The sequence below is a fragment of the Phaeospirillum tilakii genome (assembly GCF_042683125.1).
Taxonomy (GTDB): domain Bacteria; phylum Pseudomonadota; class Alphaproteobacteria; order Rhodospirillales; family Magnetospirillaceae; genus Phaeospirillum; species Phaeospirillum tilakii.
Genome location: NZ_JBHUIY010000002.1, coordinates 1 through 12476, shown reverse-complemented (window position 1 = coordinate 12476; position 12476 = coordinate 1). Strand labels below are relative to the sequence as shown.

General features: G+C 72.9%; 9 protein-coding genes. 4 read left to right on the top strand and 5 right to left on the bottom strand.

Going from position 1 to position 12476, the window contains the following annotated elements; genetic code table 11:
* Window positions 1-2 precede the first annotated feature (2 nt).
* Together aroB and ACFSNB_RS01095 are read right to left on the bottom strand one after the other, a co-directional pair.
* The gene (aroB, locus tag ACFSNB_RS01100) at window positions 3-1112 is read right to left on the bottom strand and encodes a 3-dehydroquinate synthase (protein ID WP_377313663.1); all 1110 of its coding nucleotides are present in this window, start codon (window positions 1110-1112) and stop codon (window positions 3-5) included.
* Window positions 1109-1774, bottom strand: a complete 666-nt coding sequence (locus ACFSNB_RS01095) for a shikimate kinase (protein ID WP_377313661.1) — start codon at window positions 1772-1774, stop codon at window positions 1109-1111. The genes aroB and ACFSNB_RS01095 overlap by 4 nt, the downstream gene beginning before the upstream one ends.
* 144 nt (window positions 1775-1918) lie before the next feature.
* On the opposite strand from ACFSNB_RS01095, the gene ACFSNB_RS01090 reads away from it, so the two are divergent.
* The 4 genes from ACFSNB_RS01090 (at window position 1919) to addA (ending at window position 8148) form a co-directional block, all read left to right on the top strand.
* A complete protein-coding gene (locus ACFSNB_RS01090) occupies window positions 1919-2059 on the top strand; it encodes a hypothetical protein (protein WP_377313659.1) in 141 nt (46 codons plus the stop codon).
* Window positions 2040-3725, top strand: coding sequence for an antifreeze protein (locus tag ACFSNB_RS01085; protein ID WP_377313657.1), 1686 nt, complete (start codon window positions 2040-2042; stop codon window positions 3723-3725). The genes ACFSNB_RS01090 and ACFSNB_RS01085 overlap by 20 nt, the downstream gene beginning before the upstream one ends.
* Window positions 3725-4627, top strand: a complete 903-nt coding sequence (locus tag ACFSNB_RS01080) for a site-specific tyrosine recombinase XerD (protein WP_377313655.1) — start codon at window positions 3725-3727, stop codon at window positions 4625-4627. The genes ACFSNB_RS01085 and ACFSNB_RS01080 overlap by 1 nt, the downstream gene beginning before the upstream one ends.
* A 77-nt stretch (window positions 4628-4704) precedes the next feature.
* A complete protein-coding gene (gene addA, locus ACFSNB_RS01075) occupies window positions 4705-8148 on the top strand; it encodes a double-strand break repair helicase AddA (RefSeq protein ID WP_377313653.1) in 3444 nt (1147 codons plus the stop codon).
* A gap of 171 nt (window positions 8149-8319) precedes the next feature.
* Here addA and ACFSNB_RS01070 read toward each other — a convergent pair whose 3' ends face one another.
* The 3 genes from ACFSNB_RS01070 to odhB form a co-directional block, all read right to left on the bottom strand.
* Window positions 8320-9654, bottom strand: coding sequence for a DNA recombination protein RmuC (locus ACFSNB_RS01070; RefSeq protein WP_377313652.1), 1335 nt, complete (start codon window positions 9652-9654; stop codon window positions 8320-8322).
* 519 nt (window positions 9655-10173) lie between these two features.
* Window positions 10174-11580 carry a dihydrolipoyl dehydrogenase gene (gene lpdA / locus ACFSNB_RS01065; protein ID WP_377313650.1) on the bottom strand — a complete coding sequence of 469 codons (1407 nt, stop codon included), beginning with the start codon at window positions 11578-11580 and terminating at the stop codon, window positions 10174-10176.
* Between the two features lie 3 nt (window positions 11581-11583).
* On the bottom strand, window positions 11584-12476 hold an 893-nt coding region (gene odhB / locus ACFSNB_RS01060), incomplete at its 5' end, for a 2-oxoglutarate dehydrogenase complex dihydrolipoyllysine-residue succinyltransferase (protein ID WP_377313648.1).

Sequence of the window (12476 nt, the reverse complement as noted above, 5' to 3'; positions counted from 1 at the left end):
GCCTACCTCCCGGCGGCGCTCTCCGCCAGCAGGGCGAGCACCTCGCCATTGGCGACGTCGCGCGACAGGAAGCTGTGGCCGATGCCGCGCGCCAGCACGAAGGTGATCGCCCCGTCCTTGACCTTCTTGTCGCCGAACATGTGCTCCAGCAGCCGGTCGGGATCCCACGCCCGCCCCGCCGGCAGGGCCGAGGGCAGCCCGACCGCGTCGAGATGGCGGGCCAGCCGCTCGGCGTCGGCGGCGGGGGCGAGGCCGAGCCGGGCCGACAGCTTCAGCGCCAGCACCATCCCGATCGCCACCGCCTCGCCATGCAGCAGCGCGTCGGAGAAGCCGGTCTCGGCCTCCAGCGCGTGGCCGAAGGTGTGGCCGAGATTGAGCAGGGCGCGCTGGCCGGATTCACGCTCGTCGGCGGCGACGATGCGGGCCTTGGCGCGACAGCTGACCGCCACCGCATGCCGCCGCGCCGCCGCGTCACCCGCGACCAAAGCCGGGCCGTGCGCCTCCAGCCAGGCGAAGAAATCGGGATCGTCGATCACCCCGTATTTGACCACCTCGGCATAGCCGGCCAGCACCTGCCGGCGCGGCAGGCTGTCGAGCAGGTCGGTGTCGGCCAGCACCAGCCGGGGCTGATGGAAGGCGCCGACCAGATTCTTGCCGTGCCGGGTGTTGATCCCGGTCTTGCCGCCGACCGAGCTGTCGACCTGGGCCAGCAGGGTGGTGGGGATCTGGACGAAATCGACCCCGCGCAGCAGGATCGCGGCGGCGAAGCCGGTCAGGTCGCCGACCACCCCGCCGCCCAGCGCCACCACCATCGTCCCGCGTTCGGCCCGCGCCGCCAGCATCGCGTCGAGCAGGGCTTCGAGATGGGGGAAATCCTTGGTCTGCTCGCCGGCCGGCATCACCGTGTGCAGCGGCTGGATCCCGGCCGCGAACAGGCTGCGTTCCAGCCGTTCGAGGTACAGCGGCGCGACCTGATCGTCGCTGACCACCAGCGCCCGCTCGCCCCGCATCAGCGGGCGGATCAGTTCGCCGGCGCGGTCGAGCAGGCCGGGGCCGATCTCGATCGGATAGGTGCGCTCGCCCAGGGCGACGGTGACGGTTTCGACGCTCATGCTTCCTCCCTGTCGCCCTGGCCGGGGGCCAGATGGCCGGCCAGACTGGCCAGCACCCGGGCCACCGTGGCCTCGGGCGCCTCGTCGGTCGATTCGACCACCAGATCGGCCTCGGCATAGACCGGATAGCGCGCCGCGATCAGCCGGCCGAGGATCTCGGCCGGGTCGCCCTGCTTCAGCAGCGGGCGGTGGTCGCGGCCGACGGTGCGCTTCAGCAGCAGCGGCAGCTCGGCGCGCAGCCAGACGGTGATCGCGCCCGCGCGCATCCGGGCCCGGGTGTCGGGATCGATGAAGGCACCGCCGCCGGTGGCCAGGATCATCGGCCCCTGATCGAGCAGGCGGGCGATCACCCGGCGCTCGCCCTCGCGGAAGGCGGGTTCGCCGTGGCGGGCGAAATATTCGGCGATGGTGCAGCCGGCGGCGGCCTCGAACGCGGCGTCGGCATCGACGAAATCGAGCCCGAGCCGGGCGGCGAGGCGGCGGCCGATGCAGGATTTGCCCGCCCCCATCAGACCGACCAGGGCGACGGTGCGCGGAATCCGGCCGATCAGCGGCGCGGCCAGCCGGTCGAGATCGGCGGCGGGGGCCGGCTCGGCACCGGGAGTGCGCGAGCGGCGTTGATCGGCGGCGGCGGGGCCGATAGACTGCTCAAGGTTCGCCATCGTTCGGTTTCTGGCCCCCCGTGTTCAAGGCATCGCGCCGAAATCCAGGGGCGGGGCGCCCCGATCCGCCGCTTTTAGCCGCGCCGGGCCGGCTCTGTCCAGAAATCGATGTCACTCCTCGTTCAATGAGGTCCCCGGTTTCTCATGATCAGGCTTGTCGCTTTCGTGATCCTCGTCCTCGCCGTGCTGATCACCACCGCCGTGGTGATGGTTTCGGCCTGGGATCCCACCCCGCCGACGGTACGAATCGAACGGATGATTCCGGATGACCATTTCCCGCGCTGACGCCGGCGCCGGGCTGCTGGCGCTGGCGTTGCTGCTGGGGCCGGTCGCGGCCCGGGCGGCGGAGGAGGCGCCGGGCGCCGCCGAGGGGGTGTTTTCCGTCACCGCCCCGCGCGGGGCCGCGCCGCGGTTCGAGGCGCGCGAACTGGGCGAGCCCGGACTCGACGGCGGCGGCGTGCTCGACGATGCCCATGGCGGCCTCGGCGCGGCGATGTGGGGCGGCACCGACCCGGCGGTGATCCGCCGCCTGCTGCCCCGCCTGCCGACCACCGAATCCCCCGCCCTGCGCCAGCTGGCGCGACGGCTGTTGCTGACCAACGCGGCGGCGCCGGCCGGGGCTGCCCCCGCCGGCGGGCCGTCGCTGCTCGACATCCGCATCGACCGGCTGACCGCGCTGGGCGAAAGCGAGGGGCTGGCGGCGCTGGTCAAGGCGGTGCCGGGATCGCTCAATTCCCCCCCCCTGGCCCGCGCCCGGGTCGAGACCGCCCTGCTCGGCGGCGACGTCAAGGCCGCCTGCGTCGAGGCCGCCACCCGCCATTACGACGAGCCGCGCCTCAAGGTGGTGTGCGCCCTGTCCGAGGGGCGGACGCTCGAGGCCAACATGGCGCTCGACCTGATGCGCGACCACAAGGAAGCCGACCCGGTGTTCCTGCTCGCCGCCGAGGCGATGGCCGGGGTGCCGCCGGCCAAGCTGGAGCGGATCGACACCCTGGCCCCGGTGTCGCTCGCCGCCTGTCGCGCCGGCCGGCTGCCGCTGCCGCCCGAGGCCGCCGCGACGGTGCCGCCCGGCCTGCTGCTGGCGATCGCCACCAACCCGGTCAATTCCGCCGACACCCGGCTGGCGGCGGCGGAACGGGCCGAGGCGCTCGGGCTGTGGGCGACCGAATCGCTGCGCCACCTCTACACCGACCTGTCGTTCAACCCGACCGAGACCCAGGAGGCGCTGGCCCAGGGCCCGCGCACCCCGCGCGGCCGCGCTTTGCTGTGGCGGACCATCCCGGCCGAGGACAATCCCGCCCGCCGCGCCCAGGCGATCGCCGGCCTGCTGACCGGCAGCGCCAATCCGGCCGCCTTCGCCGCCGCCGCCCGCCTCTACGCCCCGCTGCTGACCGCGCTGACGCCCGGCCCCGACCTCGCCGCCCAGGCGGCGCCGCTGGCCCGCGCCCTGGTGGTGATCGACCGCGCCGATCTGGCCGGCCCCTGGCTCAACCTCGCCTATGGCGACCCGGCCACCCTGCGTCAGGCCAAGGCGGTGGCGCTGCTGCGCCGGCTGGCCCGGCCGAACGAGGAGGCGGCGCCGATCGAGCTGCCCGCCGCCGACGGGCTGTCGCCCGAGGCCGCCGGCCGCCGCGCCGAGGTGATCCTGTCGCTGCTGGAAGGCGTCGGCGAGGTGGTGCCGCCCGGTCCGTGGCTGGCCTCGCTGCGCGATCCGCTGCTGTCCCCGACCCTGTCGCCCCGTCCGGCGCTCGATTCGCTGGCCGAGGCGGCGGCGACCGACCGCCGCCTGGGCGAGACGGTGCTGCTCAGTCTGGTCGAACTGGGCCAGACCGGCTTCGACCGCGCCGACCCGGCCCTGCTCGGCCGGGCGGTGGCGATGCTGCGGCTGGTCGGCCTCACCAACGAGGCCCGCGCCCTGGCGATCGAAATCGCGCTGGCCAACGGGGTGTGATGGACCGCCACGTCGAGTCCTTCCTGGAAATGATGGCGGCGGAGCGGGGCGCCGCCGCCAACACCCTCGACGCCTATCGCCGTGATCTCGACTCCTACCTCGCCTTCCTCGGCCGGGCCGGCGCCGGCCCGCTCGAGGCCAGCCCGGCCCTGCTGCGCGACTGGCTGGGCGATCAGGCCGCGCGCGGGATGGCGCCGCGCACCCAGGCGCGGCGGCTGTCCTGCGTCAGCCAGTTCCACGCCTTCCTGGTCGCCGAGGGCCGCCGCCGCGACGACCCGACGATGGGGGTGGATGCCCCCCGGCTGAAGCGGCCGCTGCCGAAGATCCTGTCGGTGGCCGAGGTGTCGGCCCTGCTCGCCGCCGCCCGCGCCGTGCCGGGCGAGGACGGGGTGATGCTGACCGCCCTGCTCGAAACCCTTTACGCCACCGGGCTGCGTGTGTCCGAACTGGTCGGGCTGCCGTTCGCGGCGGTGGCGCGCGACCCGGCGCTGCTGACGGTGCGCGGCAAGGGCGACAAGGAACGGATGGTGCCGCTGTCGGTGCCGGCCCGCGAAGCCCTGGCGGCGTGGCGCCCGGTCCGCGCCGCTTTGCCCGGCGCCGCCACCTCGCCTTGGCTGTTCCCGTCGCGCGGGCGCAGCGGCCATCTCACCCGCTCCGGCTTCGCCCGCATGCTGGGGCGGGCCGGGCTCGCCGCCGGGATCGAACCGTCGCGGCTGTCGCCCCACGTCCTGCGCCACGCCTTCGCCAGCCATCTGCTGGCCGGCGGCGCCGATCTGCGGCTGGTCCAGCAGATGCTGGGCCATGCCGACATCGCCACCACCGAGATCTACACCCACGTCCAGAGCGAGCGGCTGGTCAAGCTGGTGCAGAGCCACCATCCTCTCGCCGGTAAAGGGGGGTAAAAAATCATGGGCTCCGCCCAAACCCGCCAGGAGCCAGCGGCTCCTGGACCTGCTTCGGTGGTCGGGCGGGGCCGGCGATGAGCCTGACCGACGAGGCCGACCGCCGCCAGCGCCGCGCCGCCGATCCCACCGCCAGCGTATGGGTCGCCGCCAGCGCCGGCACCGGCAAGACCAAGGTGCTGACCGACCGGGTGCTGACCCTGCTGCTGGCCGGCGCCACGCCGCGCCGGCTGCTGTGTCTGACCTTCACCAAGGCCGCCGCCGCCGAGATGGCGGTGCGGCTCAACCGCCGTCTCGCCGCCTGGGCCACCGCCGACGAGGCGACGCTGGAAGGCGAGTTGGCCCGGCTGTTGGGGCGTGCGCCTGATGCGGCCGAGCGGGTGCGGGCGCGCCGGCTGTTCGCCCAGGTGCTCGACACCCCGGGCGGGATGGCGATCGAGACCCTGCACGCCTTCTGTCAGTCGCTGCTGCGCCGCTTCCCGCTGGAGGCCGGGCTCGCCCCCCATTTCCAGTTGATGGACGATGGCGACGCCGCCGAGGCGCTGGAAGCCGCCAAGATCGAGGTGCTGGCCGCCGCCCGCGACGGGGCCGATCCGACCCTGGCGCTGGCGCTGGCGACGGTGACGGCGCGGGTGCATGAGCAGGCCTTCCCCGATCTGCTGGGCGAACTGGCCAGCGAGCGCGGCCGGCTGGAACGGATCCTGCGCCGCGAAGGCGGGCTGGGCGGGGTGGTGCGGGCGCTGGCGGCCCGGCTGGACGTGGCGCCGGGCGAGACGGTCGACAGCCTGCGCGCCGCCGCCTGCGCCGAGGACTCGTTCGACGGCCCCGCCTTGCGCCGCGCCGTCGCCGCGCTGGAACAGGGCGGCAAGACCGACCAGAAGCGGGCCGAAGGGATGGCGGCGTGGCTGGCCGACCCGGCCGGGCGCGCCGCCGGCTGGGCCGGGTGGGTCGATCAGTTCCTCACCCGCGAGGGCGAGATCCGCCAGACCCTGGCCTCCAAGGGGGTGCGGGAAGCCGACCCGGCCAGCCTCGACGCCCTGGAGGCCGAAGCCGAGCGGGTGCTGTGGGTCGAGGACAGGCTGCGCGCCGCCGGGATCCTCGCCGCCACCGCCGCGCTGCTGACCCTCGGCACCGCTTTGCTCGAGTCCTACCGCCGGGCCAAGGCGGCGCGGGCGGCGCTGGATTACGACGACCTGATCCTGGCCGCGCGCGACCTGCTGACCCGGCCGGGCCAGACCGCCTGGGTCCAGTACAAACTCGACGGCGGCATCGACCATGTGCTGATCGACGAGGCCCAGGACACCAACCCCGACCAGTGGGCGGTGGTGGCGGCGCTGACCGGGGAATTCTTCGCCGATGTCGGTGCCGGCGGGCGCACCCGCACCGTGTTCGCGGTCGGCGACGCCAAGCAGTCGATCTATTCGTTCCAGCGCGCCGACCCGCGCGCCTTCGCTGCGATGCGCGCCCGCTTCGCCCGCGAGGTGCCGTCGGCCGGCCAACGCTGGGACGAAATCGCCCTCAACCTGTCGTTCCGCTCCGGCCGCGCCGTGCTCGACGCGGTCAACGCGGTGTTCGCGCCCAACAGCCCCGGCCGCGACGGTGTCGCCGGGCCGGACGAGGACATCACCCACCTCGCCCACCGCGCCGGGGCCGGCGGGCGGGTCGAGATCTGGCCGCCGGTGGCGCCGCGCCCGCTCGACGCCCCGCCGCCATGGAAGCCGCCGGTCGAGCGGATCCGGGGCGATTCGCCACCGGCCCGGCTGGCCCGGCTGCTGGCCGGGCGGATCGCGGCGATGATCGGCAGCGAGAGGCTGGAGTCGCGCGGCCGGCCGGTGCGGGCCGGCGACATCCTGGTGCTGGTGCGGCGGCGCGGCCCGCTGGTCGAGGATCTGGTGCGCGAGCTGAAGACGCTGAAGGTGGCGGTGGCCGGGGCCGACCGGATGGTGCTGACCGACCAGATGGCGGTGATGGACCTGATGGCGCTCGGCCGCTTCCTGCTGCTGCCCGAGGACGATCTGACCCTGGCCACCGTGCTGAAGGGGCCGCTGGTCGGGCTGGACGAGACCCAATTGTTCACCCTGGCCCACGACCGGGGCGAGACCTCGCTGTGGAGCGCGCTGGCCGCCGGCCTGACCCGCGATCCGGCGTTCGAGCGCACCTACCTCTATCTGTCCGACCTGCTGGCGCTGGCCGACCGGCTGCCGCCGCAGGCGCTGTATGCGCGGATCCTCGGCCCGCTCGGCGGACGGCGGGCGCTGCTGGCCCGGCTCGGCCAGGAGGCGGAGGACCCGATCGACGAATTCATGGCCCTGGCGCTGGCGGTCGAGCGGATCCATCCCCCCTCGTTGCAGGGCTTCCTGCACTGGCTCGACACCAGCCAGCCCGAGATCAAGCGCGACCTCGAACAAAGCGGGCGCGACGCGGTGCGGATCATGACCGTCCACGGCGCCAAAGGCTTGCAGGCGCCGATCGTGGTGCTGCCCGACACCCTCCAGATGCCGAACCAGAGCGGGCGGCTGCTGTGGCTGGGCGACGGCGCGGCGGCCGACGAATTGCCGGCCTGGGTGCCGCGCGCCGACGACCAGGACCCGGTCTGCCGCGCCGCCGCCGCCGCCCGCAAGCAGGCGCGCGAGCAGGAATACCGCCGCCTGCTCTATGTCGCGCTGACCCGGGCCGAGGACCGGCTGATCATCTGCGGCTGGGAAACCCGCCGCGCCCCGCCCGAGGGCTGCTGGTACGGCCTGATCCGCGACGCGGTCGCCCCGCTGGCCGAGACCGAGCCGGCGCCGTGGCTGGTCGCGGCCGACGAGACCGAGGGGCACGAGCTGCTGGTGCTGCGCTGCCCGCAGCAGGACGCGGTGGACGCCGAGCCCGGCGCCGCCGCCGCGCCGCCCGAGCCGGAATTGCCGCCCTGGGCCACCCGCCCGGCCGAGGCCGAGCCATCGCCGCCGCGCCCGCTGGCGCCGTCGCGCCCCGACGACGAGGAACCGCCGGTGCGCTCGCCGCTCGACCGTGCCGGCGACACCGGCCGCTGGCAGCGCGGCACCCTGATCCACCGCCTGCTGCAAAGCCTGCCCGACCTGCCCCGGCCCGAGCGGGCGGCGGCGATGAGCCGGTTCCTGGCCCGGCCGCTGTGGGGCCTCACCGCCGCCGAGCAGGTGGCGATCGCCGCCGAGGTCAACGCCCTGCTCGACTCGACCGAGTTCGCCCCGCTGTTCGCCCCCGGCGCCCTGGCCGAGGTGCCGGTGCTGGCCCGCATCGGCGAGCGGATCCTGTCGGGGCGGATCGACCGGCTGGTGGTCACCGCCGACAGCGTGGTGGCGGTCGATTACAAGACCAATCGCCGCCCACCGTCGGAGGTGGCGGCGATCCCGCCGCTCTATGTCCGCCAGATGGCCGCCTACCGGCTGGCGCTGGCCTGCCTCTATCCCGGACGGCGGATCCGCTGCCTGCTGCTGTGGACCGACGGACCGAGACTGATGGAAATCCCCGCCGCCCTGCTCGACGACAGCCTGGCTTGACCGCTCCCTTATTGGGCACTCGCCCAAACCCATTTGGGGCGATGCCCCAAACCCCCTTTGTTTCTCTTCATAAAAGGCGGGGCCGTCCTCCCCGCCAATCCGTGATTCAAGGGTGGAGGGCCTGCGGCCCTCCGGGGGATTGCCAAGGGGCTCGCCCCTTGGCCCCGGGCGTCAGCCCGGCGGGTCGTCGGCGTCGTCGAACGGCAGCAGCGCCGCCACCCCCGAGTCCGGCAGCGCCTCGACCGCGCGCAGGCGGCGATCAATCGCCCGTTTGCGCACCGCGACGTCGTCGATGGTCTTCGAGGCTTCCTGCAACTTGCGCTGCACCTTGTCGAGCACCTCGCCATATTTGCCGAACTCGGTCTTGACCGCGCCAAGGATCTCCCACACCTCGCTCGACCGTTTTTCGATCGCCAGGGTGCGGAACCCCATCTGCAAGGCGTTGAGGATCGCCCCCAGGGTGGTCGGCCCGGCCGCCACCACCTTGTACTCGCGCTGAAGCAGCTCGATCAGCCCGGGCCGGCGCAGCACCTCGGCATAGAGGCCCTCGGTCGGCAGGAACAGCAGGGCGAAATCGGTGGTGAAGGGCGGGTTGATGTATTTGTCGCGGATCTCGCGGGCGCATTGGCGGATGCGGGCCTCCAGCGCGCGGGCGGCCTGCTCGACCGCCTCGGCATCGGCGCGCTCGACCGCGAGCTGGAGCCGCTCGTAATCCTCGTTGGGAAACTTGGCGTCGATCGGCAGCAGCAGTTCGGGCTCGTCCTCGCCCCGGCCGGGCAGGCGCAGGGCGTAATCGACCCGCTCGGCGCTGCCGGGGCGGCAGGTCGCCTCGCGCAGCACCTGATCGGGGCGGAAGATCTGGTCGAGCAGCGCGCCGAGCTGGACCTCGCCCCAGGTGCCCCGGGTCTTGACGTTCGACAGCACCCGCTTGAGGTCGCCCACCCCGCTGGCGAGGCTCTGCATCTCGCCCAGCCCCTTATGCACCTGCTCCAGCCGGTCGCTGACCAGACGGAACGACTCGCCCAGCCGCTTTTCCAGCGTGCCCTGAAGCTTCTCATCGACGGTCTGGCGCATCTGTTCGAGCTTGGCGGCATTGTCGCCGCGCAGGCGGTCGAGCTGATCGGCCACGGTGCGGGTCTGCTCGCCCATCGAGCGGATCACCCCGTCAAGCCGGTCGCGCAGGGTCTGGGCGATGCCGTCGGCGAGCTGGTGCAGATTGCCGCCGACCTCCTCGCGCAGCGCCCGCCCCTGCCCGGCCTGATCGGCGCGGGCGTCGGCCAGCCGCTGCTCGATCAGGCCGCGCAGCTCGGCTTCGAGGGCGCGGATCTGTCCGGCCAGCTCCTCGCGCCCCTGGCGGGCCTGGGCGGCGAATTCGTCGCGCAGCAGCCGTTCCAGCCGGTCGAGCCGGCCGCCGCCCCCCTCGTCGCCCCGGCGGGACAACAGCACCACCACCAGGGTGGCCAGCGACAGCACGGCGGCGAGCACGGCGGCGAATTCGGCGATCATCGGCGGCGGGTCCAAAAAATGTATTGCGGATGCATCAAATAAGAATTAGTCTATCTTTAACGCGGCGGTGAGAGAGGTTCCTCCACCCTCCCCTCCTCACCGCTACGGCCCGGCCCCGTCATCCCCCCTGACAGGCCGAGGCATCGGGTCAGACGCCGGCGATCTCCTCCCCCCCCATCGCCGGGGCGTCCCCCACCCCAGGGCGGCGAGGAACCGTTACCGGATTGCCGGTTCCTCGCCGGCCCTCAAACTCCCGACGGCGGGGAACTGTCGGTGGAACGAAGTCCGGAGCGGCCTGGTCCCGCTCGCTCCAGGCGCCGATGTCCCCACCAGACAGGCCCGGAAGCATCCCCTCCGTCGGGAGACAGTTTGACTCCCCCGGGCTCCGCCCGGACCCGCCAAGGGCCACAGGCCCTTGGATCCCCTTGATTTTCCATCACGAAAAAAGCGGCTCCGCCCCACCCACCAAAGGGTTCCAAGGGCCCTCGGCCCTTGGCGGGTGTGGGCGGAGCCCACGCGTCAAACGTGGATCGCCCGCCCGGCGACGGCGAGGGCCGCCTCCTTGATCGCCTCGGCCAGCGAGGGATGGGCGTGGCAGGTGCGGGCGATGTCCTCGGCGGCGGCGCCGAATTCGATCGCCAGCACCAGTTCGGCGATCAGTTCCCCGGCATTGGGGCCGATGATGTGCGCCCCCAGGATACGGTCGGTGGCGGCATCGGCCAGGATCTTGACGAAGCCGTCGGCTTCGCCGCTGGCGCGGGCGCGGCCATTGGCGAGGAACGGGAACTTGCCGACCGCATAGGCGATGCCGGCCTGCTTGAGCTGCTCCTCGGTCTGGCCGACCGAGGCCACCTCCGGCCAGGTGTAGACCACCGACGGGATCGCCTCGGCATTGACGTGGCCGTGCTGGCCGGCCAGCAATTCGGCCAGGGCGACGCCCTCCTCCTCCGCCTTGTGCGCCAGCATCGCGCCGCCGATCACGTCGCCGATGGCATAGATCCCGGGGACGTTGGTGCGATAGTGAGCATCGACGGCGATGAAGCCGCGCTTGGTCCGCTCGACCCCCACCGTGTCGAGACCGAGGCCATCGACATGGGGACGGCGGCCAATCGCCACCAGCACCACGTCGGCTTCCACCGTTTCCTGCGGACCGCCGGCAGCCGGTTCGAGGGTCAGGCGGGCGGCATCGCCGACCCGCTCGCCCGCCACCACCTTGGTCGCCAGCTTGAAGGCGAAGCCCTGCTGGGCCAGCAGCCGCTGCATCGCCTTCGACACCTCGCCGTCATGGAACGGCAGGATGCGGTCGAGGAACTCGATCACGGTGACCTCGGAGCCGAGCCGGCCCCACACCGTGCCGAGTTCGAGCCCGATCACGCCCCCGCCGATCACCGCGAGGCGCTTCGGCACCGAACCGAGCGCCAGCGCCCCGGTCGAGGAGACGAACACCGTCTCGTCGATCTCGATCCCCGGCAGCGGAGTCGATTCCGAGCCGGTGGCGATCACGATCGCCTTGGCGGCGAGCGTGGTTTCGCCCTCGGCGCCGCTGACCACCACCTGGCCCTCGCCGGCGAGACGACCGGCGCCGGTGAAGCGGGTGATCTTGTTCTTGCGGAACAGGAAGTCGATCCCCTTGGTGTTGTCGGCGATCACCTTGTCCTTGTGCGCCATCATCGCCGCGAGGTCGAAGCTGACCCCCTCGGTGGCGATGCCGAAGGTGCCGAGGCCATGGGCGGCGGTGTGGTAATGGTGCGAGGCGGCCAGCAGCGCCTTGGAGGGAATGCAGCCGACATTGAGGCAGGTGCCGCCGAGCGCCGGCCGCTTTTCGACGCAGGCGACCGACATCCCCAACTGGGCGGCGCGGATCGCGGCGACATAGCCACCGGGTCCGCCGCCGATCACCACCAGATCGAACGAGGTTGCGGCCATCGCTCAGACCTCCAGCAGCAGGCGGGAGGGATCCTCGATCCCGTCCTTGACCCGCACCAGGAACGACACCGCCTCGCGGCCGTCGATGATGCGGTGGTCGTAGGACAGGGCCAGATACATCATCGGCCGCGCCGCGATGCTGCCGTCGGGCATCACCATCGGCCGCTGCTGCACCTTGTGCATGCCGAGGATGCCCGATTGCGGCGGGTTGAGGATCGGGGTGCTCATCAGCGAGCCGTACACCCCGCCATTGGAAATGGTGAAGGTGCCGCCGGTCAGTTCGGCCATCGTCAGCTTGCCGTCGCGCGCCTTCTTGCCGAGCGCGGCGATTTCCTGCTCGACCCCGGCGAAGGACAGCGTATCCGCCCCGCGCACCACCGGCACCACCAGACCCTGCGGGGTGCCGACCGCGACGCCGATGTCGTAATACTTCTTGTAGATCAGTTCATCGCCGTCGATCTCGGCATTGACCGCCGGCCATTCCTTCAGCGCGGCGACGCAGGCCTTGACGAAGAACGACATGAAGCCGAGCTTGACCCCGTGCTTCTTCTCGAAGCCGTCCTTGTAGCGGTTGCGCAGCTCGAACAAGGCGGTCATGTCCACCTCGTTGAAGGTGGTCAGCATCGCCGCGTTGTTCTGCGCCGCCTTCAGCCGCTCGGCGATGCGCTGGCGCAGGCGGGTCATCTTGACCCGCTCCTCGCGCCCGCTGGCCGGGGCGACGGCCGGCGCCGCCAGCGCCGACAGCACGTCGCCCTTGGTGACCCGGCCGCCCTTGCCGCTGCCGGCGAGGCCGGCGGTGTCGAGCCCGGCATCGGCGGCGATCTTGCGCGCCGACGGCATCGCCGCCGGGGCGGCGGCGGCGGCCGGGGCCGGAGCGGGGGCCGGGGCCGGGGCGG